Genomic DNA, 19,426 nt, shown 5'->3' on the forward strand with positions numbered 1-19,426 from the left:
AGAAGCGTCAGCTTGACCCGAGTGCATGGTGCCGCCGTTTTCATCCATGGAGTTCATCAAATGACCAATCGACGCGAAGTGCCCGGTATCAGGGAATACGAAGGCCCTGCCGGCGGCTGGGGAGCGCTGCGGGCGACGGCCCAGGCCATCCGGCTGCAGATGGAAACCATCAAGGCCCCGATCACGCTGCTCCGGACCAATCAGCCGGACGGCTTCGATTGCCCGGGCTGCGCCTGGCCCGACAAGGAACACCGTTCCAATTTCCAGTTCTGCGAGAACGGCGCGAAGGCCGTCACCTGGGAGGCGACGACCAAGCGCGTGCGCCCGGAGTTCTTCGAGAACAACACCGTGGCATCGCTGCTGCAGCGCTCGGATTTCGAGCTGGAGGACATGGGCCGCCTGACGCATCCGCTTGTCTACGACCGCGCCACGGACAAATTCCGGGCAGTCGAGTGGGATGAGGCGTTCGGCCGGATCGGGCAGATCCTGCGCGGGTTGTCGCCAGACCAGGTGGAGTTCTATACGTCCGGCAGGGCCTCGAACGAGGCCGCCTTCCTGTACCAGCTCTTTGTGCGGGAATATGGCACGAACAATTTCCCTGACTGCTCGAACATGTGCCACGAGCCGACCAGCATCGGGCTGCCGCAATCGATCGGCATCGGCAAAGGCACGGTGTCGCTCGAAGACTTCGACACGTGCGACCTCATCATCTCGATCGGGCACAATCCCGGCACGAATCATCCGCGGATGATGGGCACGCTGCACGAAGCGTCACGTCGCAACGTACCGATCATCGTCTTCAATCCGCTACGCGAACGCGCCCTCGAGCGCTTCGCCGATCCGCAGAACTGGCTTGAGATGGCCACCTACGGCTCGACCCGGATCGCCTCGACCTATTTCCAGGTCAACGCCGGCGGCGACGCGGCCGCACTCAAGGGCATCATGAAGTCGCTGCTGGCGCTGGATGCGGAACAGGGTAACGTCCTTGACCGCGAATTCATCGCCACGCACACGGTCGGCTTCGACGCCTTCGCGGCCGATCTGCAAGCCACGACATGGGAGGACATCGAAAAAGCGAGCGGACTATTGCAAGCCGATCTCGAACAGGTGGCCATCGCCTATGCGAAGTCGAATGCCGCGATTGTCACGTACGGCATGGGCGTCACCCAGCATAACAAGGGCACGGCCAATGTTCGCCTGATCGCCGACCTGCTGCTGCTGCGCGGCAACTTCGGCAAGCCCGGCGCCGGCATATGCCCGCTGCGCGGCCACTCCAACGTCCAGGGAAACCGCACGGTCGGCATCACGGAGAAGCCGTCGGCGGACTTTCTCGAGCGGCTCGAAGGCATCTTCGGCTTCCAGCTTCCCCGCGAACACGGGCACGATGCCGTCAACGCCATCGAGGCGATGATCAGGGGTTCCTCGAAGGCCCTGATCTGCCTGGGCGGGAACTTCGCCGTCGCGCTGCCGGATCCCGAGCAATCCCTGCCCGCGATGGCCAAGCTCGACCTGAGCGTGCACGTCGGCACCAAGCTCAATCGCACGCACCTCCTGGTGGCGAAGGAAACCTATATCTTCCCTTGCCTCGGGCGTACCGAACTCGATGTGCAGCAGAGCGGCCCGCAATCGGTCACGGTCGAAGACTCGATGTCGATGGTCCATGCGTCGGCCGGCAAGCTCACCCCGGCTTCCGAGCACTTGCGCTCCGAGCCGGCAATCGTTGCCAGCATCGCGCACGCAACCCTGCCGGACAGCAAGGTCCCCTGGCTGGAGCTGATCGCCGACTATGACAAGATCCGTGACCTGATCGACAGGAGCATCCCCGGGTTCGAAGCCTTCAATGAGCGCATCCGGATGCCGGGCGGATTCCGCCTGCCATTGCCGCCGACCGAGCGCAAGTGGCATACGCCTTCAGGAAAGGCCGAGTTCTCCGTGTACGCCGGCGTGCACGAGGACGCCGAGGTCCTGGGAGGTGAAAACGTCCTGCGCCTGATCACGATCCGCAGCCACGACCAGTACAACACAACCATCTACGCCCTGGATGATCGTTATCGTGGTGTGTTCGGCCGCCGCGACGTCCTGTTCATGAACGAGGCCGACCTGGCCTCGCATGGGATCGAACACGGGGACCTGGTAGACATCGAGACCATCGTCTCGGACCGACGGCTCCGGCTCGAGAACATCACGGCGATTGCCTACGGCATCGCGCGCGGATCCGTGGCCGCTTACTATCCGGAGGCGAACGTCCTGGTACCGCTCGACTACATCGACAAGGAAAGCGGCACGCCCTCGTACAAATCCATTCCCGTCCGAGTGACGCGTTCAGCCGCCAATTGATCGTGGATGCGCCGGGTGCACCGTACCAGGATTCGATGCGCCCGGCAGCCCTGGTGGATCGGGGCATCCACAGGACGGGAAGGAAGGAGCATCGCCATGGAAACGCGAGACGTCGTCATTGCAGACACCGTCCGGCGCTATAGCCATTTAGGTCCATCGACACGTGCATAGCCGCGCAGCTTGCCGATCAAGGCGCTCGCGTCCGCATCCACCGATATCGAATGCCGATGCGCCGCCGGCAGGAATTTGGTGTCGACCATATGGTCGATAAACCCCAGAAACGGCGCGAAAAAGCCGGCGGAGTCCAACAGGCCGACAGGTTTGTCGATCTCCGCGAGCTGGTTCATGCTCCACACCTCCATCAGTTCCTCGATCGTCCCGATGCCTCCCGGCAGGGCGATGAATGCATCGGCAAGCACGACCATGCGTTCCTTTCGGCTACGCAGGGTCGGCGTGATTTCATGCCTGGTCAGGCCGGGATGCGAATGGCCGCGCTGGTGCAGGCTTTCGGTTATCACGCCATGGACCTTGCCACCGGAAGCCAGGGCGGCATCCGCGACGATACCCATCAGGCCCCTTGCCGAGCCGCCATAGACGACTGTTATGCCCGCCGTTCCCAGTGCCCGTCCGAGCGCTCGCGCTCCGTCGGCGAACTCGTCCGATGCGCCGTAGTTCGATCCGCAAAAGACGGCGATGGTCTTGATTGAACGTATCGTCATATCACCTGGATTTCCTTGGGGGCGGATAAAGGGCCGCGTATGGATTAAAGCTAAAACGGAGGGAAATATGCTGGTTGTACCTGCCGATCCGATGCCTGGGAGGAGCCTTCAATTTACCAAGCTCATGACCCGCACCCAAGGGCCATGAACGGAAATTGCGACTGATCCATGATTGTTGTTGGCAGGCTGGCGGTGGCACAGGCAGATGACGTGCCTCCTTCCGGCAGAAGCCGGGTAAGGCATGAACCGCTGAATGGGGGCGCGCGTGAGGACGGGAGGTCAAATGGGTTCGCCTTCTTGGGATCGCCTTTCTGGGATCGCCGCACGCATGTCGCGCGCATTTGCCTCGAGCTTTCCTCGCCGCTCATCATGGTATAGTCATTTTCAAACAGCCGCAAAAATGGACTGGTCCATGACCGTCGCGAAAACCAGTAGTATTCCGCCGTTGGATCCAACTGCGGCCGCACCCTTCTACCGACAGATCTACGACCGGTTTCGCGGCGCGATCAATAGTGGCGTGTTGAAGCCGGGTGACCGGGTACCCTCGGCACGCGCGCTGACCAAGGAGCTGGGTTTAGCGAGAGGCACCATCGAGGCGGCCTATTCATTGCTGGCAGCCGAGGGGTACATTCAGGCGCGCGGCCAGGCGGGGACCATCGTGACGCCGGGCCTCGAGCCGCGAACGCCAGTTGCGAGCACCCTGCCCCGGCCCGGCAGCGCCATTGCTGCGGCCAGCTTTCGTCCGGATTCGATCTTGCCGTTCCAAATGGGCTTGCCTGCCCTGGATGCGTTTCCCCGCAAGATCTGGGCGCGCCTGGGCGCGCGGTGTGTACGTGCCATGCAACCATCCGACATGGCCCATCCCTCCGTATATGGCTTGCAGGAGCTGCGCGCCGGGATTGCCGCATACCTGCAGGTTTCGCGCGGAATTGACTGCTCCCCGTCTCAGATATTCGTGACATCGGGATATCGCAACACCATCGAGCTGATTGCCCATGCATTACTGAAGGCGGGAGATCACGTATGGCTCGAAAATCCCGGATACCCGCCGACGCGGGAGCTATTGGGGCATATGCATATTGCGGCGGTCCCGGTGCCGGTAGACCGGGAGGGCGTGGTCATTGCCGATGGCATCGCGTTGGCGCCCCGGGCGCGCGCGGCTGTGGTCACACCTGCTCATCAGAGTCCGCTGTGCGTGTCTCTGTCGCTACCCCGGCGCCTGGCGCTGCTGGACTGGGCGACGCAAAACAATGCATGGATCATTGAAGACGATTACGACGGCGAGTACCGGTATGTCAGCCGTCCGCTGTCTGCGCTGAAGAGCCTGGACCGTGACGGGCGAGTGCTCTATGCCGGCACCTTCAGCAAGGTGCTTTTCCCGAGCATCCGGCTTGCCTATCTCGTCGTGCCGGAAGCGCAGGTCGAGCGGTTCGAGCAAATCACCCAGGCCTTTGCAGGGGGCAGTCCCGGGCTGACGCAAGCGATTGTCACGGCCTTCATGGCGGAGGGGCACTTCGCGCGCCATATCCAGCGGATGCGCAAGCTCTATGCCGAGCGTCGGGAAGCGACGGCAGCAGGCCTGGAAAGCGTGCTGGGGAAAACCATGCGAATCGATTCACAGCCTGGAGGAATGCACCTGATCTTGCGGCTGCAAGGCCAGCAGTCGGATCGCCGGCTTGCAGCGCGCATGCGGGCAGCGGGCCTGTACGGGGAAGCATTGACGAACTGGACGAGGGACGGTGCGCGGGACGGTGCGAGGGACAGTGACGGAGCCTCGGCCTTGCTTCTCAATTTCACGAACATCGACTCCCAGGGCACCGCCGAGAATCTCGGAAGGCGTATCTTGCAGCTGCTATGACGCTGGCAGTCGCCGTCCCCGGCGGCAATCATGGTCCAGTGCGCAAGCCGGATCATGGATCTTCTGGCGTAGGCCAGGATGCAACACGATAGAGTCCTTCAACAGCCAAACAAGGATTCGTCATGATTCATCGTATCGACTACACCAAGGCCTCGCCCGAAGCTTACAAGGCGTTCGGAGGGGTGTACCTCACGCTTCAGAAAAGCAGCCTGCCGAAGGAACTGGTCGATCTTGTGTATCTGCGGGTTTCGCAAATGAATGGCTGTGCATTCTGCATCGACATGCATTCCCGCGATCTGCTCAAGTCTGGCCTGGCGGCAGACAAGCTCGTACTGGTACCGGTGTGGCGCGACGCGGGCGAGGTATTCAGTGCCCGCGAACGCACCGCGCTCGCCTGGGCCGAGACCGTGACGCGTGTGGCCGAAACCGGCGTTCCCGATGCCGACTACGAAGCCGCTGCTGCCGGGTTCAGCGAGAAGGAACTGGCCGACCTCACCTATGCGATCGGTTTGATGAACGCGTTCAATCGATTCGGAATCGCGTTCCGCTCGCCCCCGGCCGCTGCTGCCAAAGTCTGACAAGCCCGACAAGTCCCATCAGCCCCATCAACCCCATCAGCCCCATCAGCCCCATCAGCGAGCGCTGAGCGCATGGCAATGCCTGGCGCTCGGCGCTCGCCTCCCGAATCGACGCATGGCGGCCTGCCCCTTGCGCGACTGCAGTGCCCGCGCGCATCCATGATGCGCTTACGCTTGCCGGCGATCCGGGTGCCGGATCCGCCGCCGCGGGCGCCGGGCAACAGCGCACCCGCAGCGCCCCTCTGATACGTGCACGGAAGCGCGGTCCTGAAGGCACATCAGCGCGGCCCGGTCATGTCGTCATGCACAAATGAATGAATATCATGCGAACAAGTTGATTTATCTTCGTTTTCGCATGAACAACAATGGTGATACCAACCCAGCCCGACTCAATCCGACTCAACCCAATTCCTACCGGGAGTTCACCATGCCGCAAGCCTCCATGCAGGCCCTGATCGTCGAAACCGCAGGCGCGCCCTTCAAGTCCGTCCAGCTTCCCGTGCCGCAGGCTGGTCCCGGCCAGGTTCTGGTGCGCATCCTGGCCAGCGGGGTCAACCCGCTCGACACCAAGATCCGCGCCGGCAATGCGGCGCATGCGCGTCAGCCGCTGCCCGCCGTGCTCGGCATCGACCTGGCCGGCGTGGTGGAGGCCGTGGGCCCGGGCGTGTCCTGCTTCGCGCCCGGCGACGAGGTCTACGGCATGACCGGCGGCGTGGGCGGCGTGCAAGGTTCGCTGGCCGAGTATGCCGCGGTCGACGCCGACCTGCTCGCACCCAAGCCCGCCGGTTTCTCGATGCGCGAAGCCGCCGCGCTGCCGCTGATCTTCATCACCGCGTGGGAGGGCCTGGTCGACCGGGCCAACGTGCAGCCCGGACAGAAGGTGCTGGTGCACGGCGGCGCCGGCGGCGTCGGCCATGTCGCGGTGCAGATCGCCCGCGCGCTCGGTGCGCAGGTCTACGCCACCGGCTCGGCCGGGCACAAGGCAACGATCGAGGGCTATGGCGCCACCGCAATCGACTTCGCCACGACCACGGTCGAGCAGTACGTCGAGCAGCACACCGGCGGCGCAGGCTTCGACGTGGTGTACGACACGGTTGGCGGCGAGGTGCTGGACAACGCCTTCCTCGCCGCACGCACCTATGGCGGCCATGTGGTGAGCTGCCTGGGCTGGGGGACGCACAAGCTGGCGCCGCTGTCGTTCCGCGCCGCGACTTACTCGGGTGTGTTCACCCTGATCCCGCTCCTGACCGGCAAGGGCCGCGCACACCATGGCGAGATCCTGCGGGAGGCCACCCTTCTCGCCGATGCCGGCAAGCTCACCGTGCAACTGGATCCGCGCCGCTTCCACCTGGACAATGCCATCGAGGCACACCACGCCATCGAGACGCGTGCGGCCAAGGGAAAGCTCGTGGTGGAAATCGCGCGGGGCTAAACCATTCCGGCCCGGCCGCGCAACACGTCGCGGCCGGGCCGTGGCCTGGAGGGAACGGCAATTGGCAGAACAGGGGCGAATATGCCATCCATTTCCTGGATAAAGGTATTTCGCCTTCGGATTATCCGCCGCCAACATGCCACTTCGCGCCTTGAATTCCGATAAGAATTATTAAGAATAATCACATCCTCACCGTCAAGCAGCCGACCATCTTCCAGGCGCCCCCGAACGCCGTCCCGCCGTCGATTTCCGCCACTACGCGCGGAAATCTGGTGAAATCCCGCCGAATCATCCGCCCCCGCTCCATCCGGCGCCCGCCGGGAATCCTTGCCGAAGCACGTCGAAGTGAATAGGAATTAAATAAGAGTTATCCGATTCATTGGGACCGCAAGAGGATGAATGCATTGCATCCCTCGCATCAAGGCATCGATAAGAATCCGAATCGGAAGGCCGCTTTACTCTTTGCGTCCATCGCCGTTTAATTGAGGACAGCTTCCAGATACCCGGATGTCACCGCCATTCGCTAACCCGAATGCCATCCGGCCGGCTTTCTCACCATGCATTCCCGATGTGACTCCCGCCGGCAGGACAGCATGACGAATAGCTGCGCGCAGCCGCCCCCGGGCTGCCAGCGAGACGGATCCTCGTCCGGCGGACACCACACTGATCGGAGGAAATTCATGGCACGCCCTGACCTCGTCTGCGACGACGCCACCCTTGCGCGCAAGCTGCTCATCAGGGCGCAGCCGGCTCCTGGCCCGCGCGCCACCCTTGGCGAAGACCGCTGCGACGCTCTGCAGGAGATCGCGAATATCGGCATGGGCACGGCGGGGGCGATGCTTGCGCGCCTGCTGGGCTGCGTCGTGACGCTGTCGATCCCGCGCATCTGCCTGGTCGATCCGCAGCAGCTCAGGGACGAAATCGCGCGGTTGCTGGGCGAGATGCCCGACGTGGCCGCCTTCCGCCAGAGCTTCCGCTCGGATATCGCCGGCGAGACCATGGTGTTCTTCGACCACGACGGCGCGCGCGCTGTGCGAAGCCGTCTACGCAGGCAAGGACATGGCTGCCGAAGGCGGCGCGGAAATGGCGTCGCGAGGCCTGCTGCTCGAAATCGCGAATGTGTTCGCTGGCGCCTGCGTATCCGGCCTGCTCGCGCAGCTCGGCCGCAGGCCGACCTTCTCCGTGCCGCGCGAGATCGATGCGGAGCAGATCTTCGGCGCCGCGCACAAGCCCGGCAATCCGGCCTTGGGCCAGGCGCTGCTGCTCGAGCTCAGCATCCGCATCGGGGACGGCGGCTTCAAGGCGACCCTGGTCGCCATGCTGGCGCAGGGCGCGATCGAGCGGCTGTGCACGGCCCTCGACGAGGTGCTGGCCCGTCTCTAGCTCTCTAGCAGTCCCCGCGGGACCCGGAACCCGGCTCCGCGGTCTTCGCCTTGCAGTTTTTGCCTTGCAGTGTCTGGAGCCCCTGACATGTCCCTCGACTCCGCCGCGCATGCGCGGCTTCACGAACTGGCGCTGGCGCGCATGGGCTGCGGCGTCTTCGTGCTGGACCGGGAATACCGCATCGTGCTCTGGAACCTCTTCATGGCGGACCGCAGCGGCGTCAGCGCCGCGGCCGCCTTGCACCGGCCGCTGCTCGAACTGTTTCCCGAATTGCCCGCAGGCTGGCTCACGCATACGCTCGATTCGGTGTTCCTGCTGAAGATCAGCGCCTTCACCTCGTGGGAGCACCGCCCTTACCTGTTCCGCTTCCCGCATGACCTGCCGGTCACCTGCGATCTCGACTGGATGCGGCAGGATTGCGAGTTCCTGCCGCTCATGGAAGACGACGAGGTCATTGCCGTGTGCGTGACGATCGTCGACGTGACGGAGCTGGCCATTGCGCAACGCGCGCGCGACGAGGCGGTCGGCGCGTTGCATGAGGCCGCGATACGCGACGCGCTGACCGGACTCTACAACCGCCGCCATCTGGAAGACCGCCTGCGGGAAGCGTTCCGGCGCTGGCGCAGGTCCGGCTCGCCGCTCTGCATCCTGATCTTCGACCTGGACCACTTCAAGCAAGTCAACGACAAGCACGGCCACCCGGCCGGCGACGCCGTCCTCAAGGCGGTCGCCGCGAGGGTCGGCGCCTGCCTGCGCGAGCATGACGTGCTCGGCCGCTATGGCGGAGAGGAGTTCGCGGTGCTGCTGCCGGACACGGCATTCGCCGACGCGATCGGGGTGGCCGAGCGGATCCGCCGCGCCATCCGCTCGGAAGCCGTCCGCCATGGCGGCCGGGCCATCCCCATCAGCGCGAGCATCGGGGTCGCGCAGGCTGTCGATGCCGGCATGGCATCAGACGGCGCGGACCAGCTCGTGCGCCTGGCCGACGAAGCGCTGTACCGCGCCAAGGCGGCCGGCCGCGACCGGGTTGCGTTCTAGCATCCGTGCAGCGTCCATCCGGCATTCGTCCGGCATTCGTCTGGCGTCTAGCCGGCGCCGAGGCGTGCGAAGACCACATCGAGGAAAGCGCGCAGCCGGCCCAGCCGGCGCAGGTCGCGGTGGTAGCCCACCCATACGTCGCGGCCGGGCGGCGGCTCGCCGAGGTCGATGGCCTGCAGCCCGCCCACGCGCTCGGCCAGCAGGCACGGCAGCACCGCCAGCCCGGCGCCGGCCGCGCACAGGCGCGCCTGTGCCTCGCGGCTGTTGCTGCCGAAGGCCACCTGCGCGCCGGGCAGCAAGCGGCGCATCCAGGCCACGTCCGGCAGGTCGGAGAAGCCGGTGTCGAGCGTCAGCAGCGCATGGCCCTCCCCGCCGCCCGCGCGCGGCGGCGCCACGCCGGGCGCGCCATAGAGCGCATAGTCCATGTGCATCAGCTTGCGCTGCACCACATCGGCTTCGTCGAAGGCGCGGATGCGAAACACCAGGTCGGCTTCGCGCCGTGCCAGGCTGAACAGGCGCGCGTCGGTCACCAGCTCCACCGCCACGCGCGGATGCGAGCGGATAAAGTCCGCGATCACCGGCGTGAGCATATGCACGCCGAACCAGTCCGACGACGAGATGCGCAACATGCCGTCCAGCTCCCGGCCGTGGCCGGACAGCTGGCGCTCGAAGGCAAGCGCCTCTTCTTCCATGCGCTCCGCGTGCGCAAACACGGCGCTGCCTTCGGCGGTCAGCACGAAGCCGTCGCTGGTGCGCTGGAACAGCGATTGCCCCAGGGCTTCCTCCAGCGCCTTGAGCCGGCGTCCCATGGTCGGCTGGGTCTGCCCGATCGCGCGCGCGGCGCCGCCGAGGCTGCCCGCGCGGGCGATCGCGAGGAAGATCTTGATATCGCTCCACTCCATGTGCCGGGCCGCCTGGTCAGCTTGCCTGCGCGCGCTCACGCCGCATCGGTGCGAAACCAGCCGGTGAGCGCCCAGCGCGTCTTGTTGCAGGGCAACACCTCATGCGGGACCAGGTCGCTGCGAAATACCACCAGCCGCGCGAAGCGCGGCAGCACGCGGTGCAGCTCGATCTTGTCGTCCTCCGGCGAATAGAGCGCCAGCTCGCCGCCATCGTATTCACTCCATTCGGCATTGAGATAGAGCACCAGCGAGATCTGGCGGTCGCGCATCGCGCGATGCTGGTCGAGGTGCTTCTTGTAGGCCGTGCCGACGGGATAGTGCGAGAAGTGGAATTCCTCGCGCTTGAGACCGAGGAAGTAACGCCCGTTCAGGGTCTGGCGGAAATCGGCGGCCCAGGCCTGGAACGCCTGCCTGGCGGGGCAGGCGGGGGCGTCGTCGAGCCACAGGATCGAATCACCGCGGATATCCGCTTCGCGCGCGATGCCCTCGGCGCGGCCTACGCGGGCCGGATGGAAGCGCCCGGCCTCCCACGCCGCGCTGCTCTCGCGGTGCAGGCGCAATGCCAGGTCGGCGCCGATCAGATCGTCGGAGACCGCCCAGCCATGTTCTTCGAGGGCGGCAAACAGGTTTTCCAGGACGGACATGGATAGGGAAGCTCAGGATCGGTGGGGCCGGACGGCACACCGTGCCATCGCCGCGCGCACGGATTTCTCTCCGCGCGGGCTCGCAAGCGCGGAATTATACGGGGCAGCGCCGCCCGCCCGGGCTACAGTCCGCTGGCGTCCAGATACTCCAGCGCCATGCGCACGGCACGGCGCGCCTTGAGCGCGTAGATGACCTGCCGGTCGCGGATGATCAGGGCCAGCACGTCGGCCTGCGTCAGTTCGCGGAAATGATGGCTGGCCCGCGCCAGGTTGAGCCCGGCTATGCCGGCGAGGTCGAAGGCGGGCATGCCCTCCTCGCCCGCTTCCAGCAGCGCACGGCAGATCGCGGCGCGCGCCGGCTCCGCCAGCAGTGCATAGGTCAGTGTGCTTTCTTGATCTGTCTCCATGGCCACGCCTTCCCGCTCGTCGTCCAGATGGTCTTGTGTGCGCCGGCCGGCCGCCCGGTTTGCCGCAGCCCTCCCGCTGCGCCGCCCGACACCTACTTTCTACGCGGCACTCCAGGCAAATGCAACCTGCGGGCGCGCGCCGCCGCACGATTACACCAGATTACAACAGCGTGCCGCATCCGCCCTGCGCGCCGGCGGCGCCGCTGCGCGCACGAGAAACGTCCGCCGGGCTTCCTCCGCCGGCACGGCGGCGGCGCGGCCTTGCGCACCGCACAATGCCGAGGCCGGCTTGCCGGCAAGATCCGGTAACAGCTTGGCCGCCGCCCCCCGCGCGGCCCGACGCGATGTATTCCAGGCCGCACCTGGCAGCGCGCGCCAGGCGGACCAGCGTAAGCCAGTGAAATATTCGGTAATGCGCCGCGCATTACACCGCTTTCAGGCCCGCACTATCCTTGCCATAGGACAGCCTCGCGGCAATGCGCGGCGGCGCGCCTCCATGCATGCCTGGAACGCTTCCCCGCCCCCGCCGGCACATCGCCAGGCAAGGCTAGACAGTGCAGGAAACCGGCATCACCACGAAGGCCCGTCCATGACGCCCGAACGTCGCTCCCCCGCATGATCACCGCGCGCCCGCTTCCAACGCGCGTGCTCGGCATCGCCATGGCCTGCGCCTGGCTGGCCGGCTGCGCCGTCGGCCCGGACTACCAGCGTCCGCCGCCCGATACGCCCGCGGCCTTTCGCGAGGCCACGCCGCCCGACCACCAATGGAAGATCGCCGAGCCGCGCCCGGTGGACCTGAGCCAGGACTGGTGGAGCGGCTTCGACGACGCCCGCCTGAATGAACTGGTCGTGCAGGCCAACGCAGCCAACCAGAGCCTGCGCCAGGCCGAGGCGCAATACCGGCAGGCGCGCGCGCTGGCGCAGGGCGCGCGCGCCGGCTTGTTTCCCACCCTGGGCGCCGCCGTGTCGGCAGGCCGCGCGCGCACCAACACGCTGGGCATCCAGACCGTGTCCAACACGCACTCGGCCAGCCTCGATGCCAGCTGGGAGGTCGACCTGTGGGGCCAGGTGCGGCGCACCATCGAAGCCGCCCGCGACAACGCGCAGGCCAGCGCCGCCGACCTTGCCGCGGCCCGCCTGACCATCCAGGGCGAACTGGTGCAGGACTATATCCAGTTGCGCGTGACCGACGTGCTCGAGGCGCTCTACGCCCGCACGCTGGCCGCGTACGAGGCATCGCTCAAGCTCACCCAGAGCCAGTTCCGCGCCGGCGTGGCGACCTCGGGCGACGTGGCGCTGGCCCAGGTCACGCTGGAATCGGCGCGCGCGCAGGCGATCGACCTGGAGGTGCAGCGCAACCAGCTCGAGCATGCCATCGCGGTGCTGCTCGGCCTCGCCCCGGCGCAGTTCGCGTTGCCGCCCGCGGCATTCGCCATGCGCCCGCTCGTGGTGCCGCCGGGCCTGCCCTCGGCGCTGCTGGAGCGCCGCCCCGACATCGCCGCCGCCGAACGCCGCATGGCCGCGGCCAACGCCAACATCGGCGTGGCGCGCGCGGCGTATTTCCCTTCGCTGGTGCTGTCCGCCGTGGGCGGCGCCAGCAGCGGCAGCCTGGCCAACTGGTTCGGCCCGCCGGGGCGCGTGTGGTCGCTCGGCGCGGCGCTGGCGGGCACCATCTTCGACGGTGGCCTGCGCAACGCGCAGAATGACCAGGCGGTGGCGGCCTACGACGGCGCGGCGGCAGCGTACCGGCAGACCGTGCTCAACGGCTTGCAGGAAGTGGAGGACAACCTCTCGGCCTTGCGCGTGCTCGACCAGGAAGTGGTGGTGCAGGACCGCGCGGTGGACGCCGCCCGCGTGGCCGAGCGCGTGAGCCTGGCGCAATACCGCGCCGGCACGGCATCTTATCTGGCGGTGGTAACGGCACAGGCCCTTTCGCTGTCCAATGAACGTACCGCCATCCAGTTGCGTGGCCGCGAGTTCGCCGCCAGCGTGGGCCTGATCAAGGCAATCGGCGGCGGCTGGAGCAGCGCGGCGCTGGCCATGGCCGATCCGTCCGCCATGCCCCCCGCCACCCCGTCCGGCCCGGCCAGTCCCGGCGCGGCCGGCAACGCGCCGGCCACCCTCGCCCCCGCCGGCAGCGCAGGCGCCCCGGCCCAACCCTGAACCGCACAGGCACACCACTTCCCAAGGCATTCCATGGCGACCCAGCCCTCCCGCCGCAACCCCTTCCTGATCGGCCTCGCCATACTCGTGCTGGCCGCGCTGGCCTGGTTCGCCATCGGGCCGCTCAAGCGCATGATGGCGCCGCGGCAGGCGGCCGCGCCCGCGCCCGCGGTGTCGGTCTCCAGCGCGCTGGTCAGGCGCGAGGACGTGCCGATCGGCCTGGGCGGGGTCGGCACCGTGCAGGCCATGGCCACGGTCACGGTCAAGCCGCGCGTGGACGGCCAGCTCGACCGCGTGGGCTTTGTCGAAGGCCAGGACGTCAAGGCCGGCCAGCTGCTGGCGCAGATCGACCCGCGCACCTTCCAGGCCCAGCTGCAGCAGGCCCAGGCGCAGAAGATGCGCGACGAGGCGCAGCTCGCCAACGCCAGGCTCGACCTCAAGCGCTACGAGGGACTGATCCAGGAGAACGCCACCACCGAGCAGACGCTGGACACCCAGCGCGCGCAGGTGGCGCAGCTGGCCGCCGCGATAAAGAACGACGAAGCGCTGGTCAACGCCGCGCGCGTGCAGCTGGACTACACCACCATCAACGCGCCACTGTCCGGGCGCGTGGGCGCGCGCCTGGTCGACCCGGGCAATATCGTCCACGCGGCTGACGCCAGCGGCATCGTGGTGATCCGCCAGATCGACCCCATCGACGTGGTCTTCACGCTACCCGAGAGTGAATTCCAGCGCATCAACCAGGCTATCCAGGGCAGCCGCACGCCACTCGCAGTGGAGGCCAGCGAGCGCGGCAGCGGCCAGCTGCTGGGCCGCGGCAGCCTGATCCTGCTCAACAACACCATCGACACCACCTCGGGCACGATCCAGCTCAAGGCCCGCTTTCCCAATCCCGCGCACACGCTGTGGCCAGGCCAGTACGTCAACGCACGGCTGGTGCTCGGCGAGCGCGAACAGGCACTGACCATTCCCGCCTCCGCCGTGCAGCGCGGCCAGTCGAGCACCTACGTCTACGTGGTGCGGGCGGACCATACCGTGGCTTCCAGGCCGATCGAGGTGGCCGAGATCCAGGACGCCCGCGCCATCGTGACCAAGGGCCTGGCCGCCGACGAGCGCGTGGTGGTGGACGGACAGTACAAGCTCAAGCCGGGCGCGCGGGTGAATGAAACCGCCTCGCCCGCTACCCCTGCGACCCCCGCGGCCACCGTGGCCAGCGCCGGCGCCGGCGCCGCGCCGCCTGCGCCCGCCACCCCGGGCGGCGCCGGGAACGCACGGCCATGAGCATTTCCGCCACCTTCATCAAACGCCCCATCGGCACCTCGCTGCTGGCGCTGGCGCTGCTGCTGGTGGGCGTGGCGGCCTGGCCGCTGCTGCCGATCGCGCCGCTGCCGCAGGTGGACTTCCCCACCATCCAGGTATCGGCCACGTTGCCCGGGGCCAGCCCGGAAACCATGGCATCGAACGTGGCGCAGCCGCTCGAGCGCCAGTTCTCGCTGATCGCCGGGCTCACGCAGATGACCTCGACCAGCGCGCAGGGCAACGCACAGATCACGCTGCAGTTCGACCTCAACCGCAGCATCGACGCCGCCGCGGTGGACGTGCAGGCCGCCATCAACGCCGCCAGCGGCCAGCTGCCGGGCAACCTGCCCACGCCCCCGACCTTCCGCAAGATCAACCCGGCCGACTCGCCGATCCTGGTGCTGGCGGTGCAGTCCGACACGCTGCCGCTGACCGAGGTCAACGACTTCGCCGACAACGTGCTGGCGCAGCAGATATCGCAGATCTCCGGCGTGGGCCTGGTCAATATCGGCGGCCAGCAGAAACCTTCGGTGCGTATCCAGGTGGACCCGCAGAAGCTGTCCTCGATGGGCATGAGCCTGGAAGACGTGCGCGGCGTGATCGCCGCCACCACCGTCAACCAGCCCACCGGCAGCACCGACGGACGCACCAAGGCCTTCAACGTCTACACCAACGACCAGCTCACCAAGGCCGCCGCGTGGAACGACATGGTGCTGGCCTACCGCAACGGCGCGCCCGTGCGCGTGCGCGACGTGGGCGTGGCAGTGGACGGCCCGGAAAACGCCAAGCTGGCGGGCTGGGGCTTTGCCGGCGCCGCCGCGCCGGCCGGCAACACCTTCCACAACGGGCGCGCCATCATCCTCGCCATCACCAAGCAGCCCGGCGCCAACGTGATCGAGACCGTGGACCGCATCCGCGCCGCGCTGCCGCGCCTGCAGGCCGCCATCCCGCCCACGGTCAACGTCAACACGCTGGCCGACCGCACCCAGACCATCCGCGCCTCGGTGAAGGACGTGGAATTCACGCTGGTGCTGACCATCGCGCTGGTGGTGATGATCATCTTCGTCTTCCTGCGCAACGTGGCGGCCACGGTGATCCCCAGCGTCACCGTGCCGCTGGCCCTGATGGGCACCGCCGGCGGCATGTACCTGCTCGGCTACAGCCGCGACAACCTCTCGCTGATGGCGCTCACCATCGCCGTGGGCTTCGTGGTGGACGACGCCATCGTGATGCTGGAGAACATCTACCGGCACGTGGAAGAAGGCATGGCGCCGATGGAGGCCGCGCTCAAGGGCGCCAGCGAAATCAGCTTCACCATCGTGTCGATCTCGGTCTCGCTGGTAGCGGTGTTCATTCCGCTGCTGCTGATGGGTGGCATCGTGGGCCGGCTGTTCCGCGAGTTCGCGGTCACCGTGACGCTCACCATCGTGGTGTCGGTGATCGTTTCGCTCACGCTCACGCCGATGCTGTGCTCGCGCTACCTGACACCGCCACGCGGGCACGAGCACGGCCGCCTGTACCAGCTGTTCGAGCGCGGCTTCGACCGCATGCTCGGGGCCTACAAGCGCGGGCTGGACGTGGTGATGCGCCACCAGTTCGTCACCCTGTGCGTATTCATCCTCACGGTGGCCACCACGGTAGCGCTGTTCATCTACATCCCCAAGGGCTTCTTCCCGCAGCAGGACACCGGCTTCATGTTCGGCATCGCGGAGTCCGCGCAGGATGCGTCGTTCAAGTCGATGAACGCGCGCATGGTGCAGCTCGCCGATATCGTGCGCGCCGATCCGGACGTGGCCGCGGTGGGCATGACCGGCGGCCAGAACACCATCAACACCGGCAACTTCTTCATCAGCCTGCGCCCCAAGGATGAAGGCCGCACCGTCTCGGCCGACGAGGTCATCGCACGCCTGCGGCCCAAGCTGGCCCAGGTGCAGGGCGCCAACCTGTTCCTGCAGGCCGGCCAGGACATCAACGTGGGCGGGCGGCTGTCGCGCACGCAGTACCAGTACACGCTGGTGGACGCCAACCTGGACGAGCTCAACCAGTGGGCGCCGCGCATCCTGGAGCGCCTGCGCGGCCTGCCCGAGCTGACCGACGTGGCCTCCGACCAGCAGAACGCCGCCGCCGCCGCGCGCCTGACCATCGACCGGGCACGGGCATCGAGCTTCGGCATCACGCCGGCCCTGATCGACGCCACGCTGTACGACGCCATCGGCCAGCGCCAGGTGGCCCAGTACTTCACGCAGATCAACAGCTACCACGTGATCCTGGAAGCCACGCCGGCGCTGCAGGAAGACCCCAGCCTGTTCTCCAGGCTCTACGTCACCTCGCCGCTGACCGGCGAGCAGGTGCCGCTGTCCACCTTCGTCAAGATCGACACCAACAGCACCGCCTACCTCTCGATCAGCCACCAGGGGCAGTTCCCCGCCGTCACCATTTCCTTCAACCTGGCCAGGGACGTGGCGCTGGGCGACGCGGTCAAGGCCATCAACACCGCCCTGGCCGGCATGGGCCGCCCGCAGACGCTGGGCGGCTCGTTCCAGGGCACAGCGCAGGCCTTCGGCGCATCGCTGGCGTCGCAGCCCTACCTCATCGCCGCCGCGCTGATCGCGGTGTATATCGTGCTGGGACTGCTGTACGAGAGCTATATCCACCCGCTCACCATCCTGTCCACGCTGCCGTCGGCCGGCGTGGGCGCGCTGCTGATCCTGCTGGCGGGCGGCTACGATCTCAGCGTGATCGCGCTGATCGGCATCATCCTGCTGATCGGCATCGTCAAGAAGAACGGCATCATGATGGTGGACTTCGCGCTCACCGCCGAGCGCGACCACGGCATGCCGCCCGAGCAAGCCATCTACCAGGCCTGCCTGCTGCGCTTCCGCCCGATCATGATGACGACCATGTGCGCATTGCTGTCAGGCTTGCCGCTGATGCTGGGGCATGGCGCGGGCTCGGAGCTGCGGCGGCCGCTGGGCTATGCGATGGTGGGCGGGCTGGTGCTGTCCCAGGCCCTGACGCTGTTCACCACGCCGGTGGTGTACCTGTACCTGGACCGGGCGCACTACTGGTACATGGAACGCAAGGCGCGCAAGGCCAGGCGCAAGGCCGGCCCCGTGCCGCCTGCCGAGCCCGGGAGTGGCAACGAGCGAGTGCTGGCAGGCGGCGAGGGCGACTGAGCGCAGGACGGGGCGGGCCTTCGCCTTGCCGGGAAGTCCGGCGCGGCGGCCTCGCGCGCGATTGCCGCACCTGCCCGTGGAGAACCGGGCTCAGGTGACCTCGATCACGCCGTTCATGGTCTCGTGCCCCGAGCCGCAGAAGATGTCGCACAGGAAGCCGAACGTGCCCGCCTTGGCCGGCGTGGCAGAGACCCGCACCACCTTGCCCGGCGGCAGGTCGGCGCGCACGCCCAGGTCCGGCACGCTGAAGCCCATCACCACATCCTGCGCGGTCAGTTCGAACACCACCGGCTCGCCCGCGCGCAGCGCGATGCGGTCCGGCGTGAAGATAAACTTGCGCGCGTGCACCTTGATCACGCGCGGCGCGGCGGCCGTGCTGCGCAGCAGCGGGGCGCTGCCCGCCAGCACAAGCAGACAGCACAGCGCGCGCCGGCGGCTCAGCCCCTCCCCGGCCTGCTCCCTCGCTCGCTCCCCTGCGCGTTCCCGTTCCTTCGCCGATACCTGCATGACCAGTCTCCTTGCATGAATGCGCCGTACGCACGTCGGGACGGCTCAGGCCGCCACGGGTTTCTCCTCGATGCCGAACTCGCCGCCGGCACGCGCGGCCTGGACCTCGCGCCAGCCCAGGCCCTTGTATGGCTGGGCCGGGTCCCAGGGCACCGGCAGGCGCTGCGCCTGCGAGCCCGCCGGGGGCAGCGGGAACATCAGCGAGCGCGCCGCGTGATGGGCGATATGGCCCGTCATGTGGTGATGCTCCTGGTGAATATGGCCGTAGAACACCGTCACGTTGGGATAGGGCATCAGGCGCTCGATCACCTGCGCCCCGTCGCGCGTGGCCCAGTCCCACTGGGGATAGAGATCGAACAGCGGGCGGTGGGTGAACACCACGATGCGCGCGTCGCGCGGCTGGCGCCCGAGATCGGCGGCCAGCCAGTCGAGCTGCGCGGCGCCGACGCGGCCGGCCGGGTCGGAGACGTTGTCGAGCACGATGAAATGCATGCCCTTGTGGTCGAACACATAGTGCGTGGGGCCGAACAGTTCCTGGTAGGCGGCGCCTTCGTCCAGGCTGGCATCGTGCTCGCCCGGCATCAGATGCACCACCGGCACCTTGAGCCCGGCGACGATGGCCTTGAACTCGCGCATGCGCCGGCGCCGCTCGGCGGGATCGTCGGTGGTGTGGGTCAGGTCGCCGGTGAACATCAGGAAATCCGGTGGCTGCGGCAGCGCGTTGACCGCCGCCACCGCCTTGGGCAGCGTGCCGCGCGCGTCGGGGTTGGGCGGGCCCTGGAAGCCCCAGTGCGCGTCCGACAACTGCACGAAGTAAAACGTCTCGTCGCGGCCGGCGGCCCAGCCGGGCAAGGCCTGCGCGAATACCGCGCCGCCGGCGCAGGCGGCAAGGCCAAGAAAATCGCGCCGCTTCCATGATCGTTGCTGCATTTCGGCACCCTCCATGATTGATTGCGGGGCTTGTGGGGATGCCTGTCATACCG

The 19,426-nt window shown here is 67.2% G+C and carries 15 protein-coding genes; 9 read left to right on the plus strand and 6 right to left on the minus strand.

The genetic code is table 11. The features are described 5' to 3' along the window. The first annotated feature begins 60 nt into the window (after positions 1-60). Positions 61-2,337, plus strand: coding sequence for an FdhF/YdeP family oxidoreductase (locus tag AC1DKV_RS04530; protein WP_441612596.1), 2,277 nt, complete (start codon positions 61-63; stop codon positions 2,335-2,337). Positions 2,338-2,474: 137 nt separating this feature from the next. Here AC1DKV_RS04530 and AC1DKV_RS04535 read toward each other — a convergent pair whose 3' ends face one another. After that, positions 2,475-3,056 carry an LOG family protein gene (locus AC1DKV_RS04535; RefSeq protein ID WP_441612597.1) on the minus strand — a complete coding sequence of 194 codons (582 nt, stop codon included), beginning with the start codon at positions 3,054-3,056 and terminating at the stop codon, positions 2,475-2,477. A 412-nt stretch (positions 3,057-3,468) separates the two neighbouring features. Here AC1DKV_RS04535 and pdxR point away from each other — a divergent pair, with 412 nt between their 5' ends. The 5 genes from pdxR to AC1DKV_RS04560 all read left to right on the plus strand — a co-directional run bounded on the left by pdxR (position 3,469) and on the right by AC1DKV_RS04560 (position 9,345). Then, entirely contained in the window at positions 3,469-4,914 is a 1,446-nt protein-coding gene (gene pdxR, locus AC1DKV_RS04540) for a MocR-like pyridoxine biosynthesis transcription factor PdxR (RefSeq protein ID WP_441612598.1), read from the plus strand. 122 nt (positions 4,915-5,036) lie between these two features. Beyond that, complete coding sequence (locus AC1DKV_RS04545) at positions 5,037-5,492, plus strand: carboxymuconolactone decarboxylase family protein (RefSeq protein ID WP_441612599.1); 456 nt, start codon at positions 5,037-5,039, stop codon at positions 5,490-5,492. A 427-nt stretch (positions 5,493-5,919) separates the two neighbouring features. Then, on the plus strand, positions 5,920-6,924 hold the full coding sequence (locus AC1DKV_RS04550) for a zinc-dependent alcohol dehydrogenase family protein (RefSeq protein WP_441612600.1): 1,005 nt from the start codon (positions 5,920-5,922) through the stop codon (positions 6,922-6,924). A 1,059-nt stretch (positions 6,925-7,983) separates the two neighbouring features. Beyond that, positions 7,984-8,307, plus strand: coding sequence for a hypothetical protein (locus AC1DKV_RS04555; RefSeq protein WP_441612734.1), 324 nt, complete (start codon positions 7,984-7,986; stop codon positions 8,305-8,307). A gap of 87 nt (positions 8,308-8,394) precedes the next feature. Beyond that, entirely contained in the window at positions 8,395-9,345 is a 951-nt protein-coding gene (locus AC1DKV_RS04560) for a GGDEF domain-containing protein (RefSeq protein WP_441612601.1), read from the plus strand. Between the two features lie 47 nt (positions 9,346-9,392). On the opposite strand, the gene AC1DKV_RS04565 is transcribed toward AC1DKV_RS04560, so the two are convergent. The 3 genes from AC1DKV_RS04565 to AC1DKV_RS04575 form a co-directional block, all read right to left on the minus strand. Further along, entirely contained in the window at positions 9,393-10,247 is an 855-nt protein-coding gene (locus AC1DKV_RS04565; protein WP_441612602.1) for a LysR family transcriptional regulator, read from the minus strand. A 35-nt stretch (positions 10,248-10,282) separates the two neighbouring features. After that, the gene (locus AC1DKV_RS04570) at positions 10,283-10,891 is read right to left on the minus strand and encodes a 2OG-Fe(II) oxygenase (RefSeq protein WP_441612603.1); all 609 of its coding nucleotides are present in this window, start codon (positions 10,889-10,891) and stop codon (positions 10,283-10,285) included. Between the two features lie 122 nt (positions 10,892-11,013). Next, entirely contained in the window at positions 11,014-11,298 is a 285-nt protein-coding gene (locus AC1DKV_RS04575) for an ArsR/SmtB family transcription factor (protein WP_441612605.1), read from the minus strand. Positions 11,299-11,913: 615 nt separating this feature from the next. Here AC1DKV_RS04575 and AC1DKV_RS04580 point away from each other — a divergent pair. Genes AC1DKV_RS04580 through AC1DKV_RS04590 form a run of 3 tightly spaced genes read left to right on the plus strand, consistent with a single transcriptional unit; the run spans position 11,914 to position 17,936 of the window. Beyond that, positions 11,914-13,461, plus strand: coding sequence for an efflux transporter outer membrane subunit (locus tag AC1DKV_RS04580; RefSeq protein WP_441612606.1), 1,548 nt, complete (start codon positions 11,914-11,916; stop codon positions 13,459-13,461). 33 nt (positions 13,462-13,494) lie between these two features. Beyond that, entirely contained in the window at positions 13,495-14,742 is a 1,248-nt protein-coding gene (locus AC1DKV_RS04585) for an efflux RND transporter periplasmic adaptor subunit (protein WP_441612607.1), read from the plus strand. After that, the gene (locus AC1DKV_RS04590; RefSeq protein ID WP_441643349.1) at positions 14,739-17,936 is read left to right on the plus strand and encodes an efflux RND transporter permease subunit; all 3,198 of its coding nucleotides are present in this window, start codon (positions 14,739-14,741) and stop codon (positions 17,934-17,936) included. Before AC1DKV_RS04585 ends, AC1DKV_RS04590 begins: the two co-directional genes overlap by 4 nt. A 90-nt stretch (positions 17,937-18,026) precedes the next feature. Here the strand turns inward: AC1DKV_RS04590 and AC1DKV_RS04595 are convergent, their stop codons facing one another. After that, positions 18,027-18,443, minus strand: coding sequence for a cupredoxin domain-containing protein (locus AC1DKV_RS04595; protein ID WP_441612609.1), 417 nt, complete (start codon positions 18,441-18,443; stop codon positions 18,027-18,029). 45 nt (positions 18,444-18,488) lie between these two features. Then, a complete protein-coding gene (locus AC1DKV_RS04600) occupies positions 18,489-19,373 on the minus strand; it encodes a metallophosphoesterase family protein (protein WP_441612610.1) in 885 nt (294 codons plus the stop codon). Positions 19,374-19,426: the final 53 nt, after the last annotated feature.

This window comes from Cupriavidus sp. 05T41 (assembly GCF_056396525.1).

What these genes read in the sequence shown, in the direction of transcription:
- AC1DKV_RS04555 (WP_441612734.1), top strand. Translation starts at nt 7,984, where the DNA reads ATGGCTGCCGAAGGCGGCGCGGAAATGGCGTCGCGAGGCCTGCTGCTC.
- pdxR (WP_441612598.1), top strand. Translation starts at nt 3,469, where the DNA reads ATGACCGTCGCGAAAACCAGTAGTATTCCGCCGTTGGATCCAACTGCG.
- AC1DKV_RS04570 (WP_441612603.1), bottom strand. Translation starts at nt 10,891, where the DNA reads ATGTCCGTCCTGGAAAACCTGTTTGCCGCCCTCGAAGAACATGGCTGG.
- AC1DKV_RS04560 (WP_441612601.1), top strand. Translation starts at nt 8,395, where the DNA reads ATGTCCCTCGACTCCGCCGCGCATGCGCGGCTTCACGAACTGGCGCTG.
- AC1DKV_RS04600 (WP_441612610.1), bottom strand. Translation starts at nt 19,373, where the DNA reads ATGCAGCAACGATCATGGAAGCGGCGCGATTTTCTTGGCCTTGCCGCC.
- AC1DKV_RS04575 (WP_441612605.1), bottom strand. Translation starts at nt 11,298, where the DNA reads ATGGAGACAGATCAAGAAAGCACACTGACCTATGCACTGCTGGCGGAG.
- AC1DKV_RS04590 (WP_441643349.1), top strand. Translation starts at nt 14,739, where the DNA reads ATGAGCATTTCCGCCACCTTCATCAAACGCCCCATCGGCACCTCGCTG.
- AC1DKV_RS04530 (WP_441612596.1), top strand. Translation starts at nt 61, where the DNA reads ATGACCAATCGACGCGAAGTGCCCGGTATCAGGGAATACGAAGGCCCT.
- AC1DKV_RS04550 (WP_441612600.1), top strand. Translation starts at nt 5,920, where the DNA reads ATGCCGCAAGCCTCCATGCAGGCCCTGATCGTCGAAACCGCAGGCGCG.
- AC1DKV_RS04595 (WP_441612609.1), bottom strand. Translation starts at nt 18,443, where the DNA reads ATGCAGGTATCGGCGAAGGAACGGGAACGCGCAGGGGAGCGAGCGAGG.
- AC1DKV_RS04535 (WP_441612597.1), bottom strand. Translation starts at nt 3,056, where the DNA reads ATGACGATACGTTCAATCAAGACCATCGCCGTCTTTTGCGGATCGAAC.
- AC1DKV_RS04565 (WP_441612602.1), bottom strand. Translation starts at nt 10,247, where the DNA reads ATGGAGTGGAGCGATATCAAGATCTTCCTCGCGATCGCCCGCGCGGGC.
- AC1DKV_RS04545 (WP_441612599.1), top strand. Translation starts at nt 5,037, where the DNA reads ATGATTCATCGTATCGACTACACCAAGGCCTCGCCCGAAGCTTACAAG.
- AC1DKV_RS04580 (WP_441612606.1), top strand. Translation starts at nt 11,914, where the DNA reads ATGATCACCGCGCGCCCGCTTCCAACGCGCGTGCTCGGCATCGCCATG.
- AC1DKV_RS04585 (WP_441612607.1), top strand. Translation starts at nt 13,495, where the DNA reads ATGGCGACCCAGCCCTCCCGCCGCAACCCCTTCCTGATCGGCCTCGCC.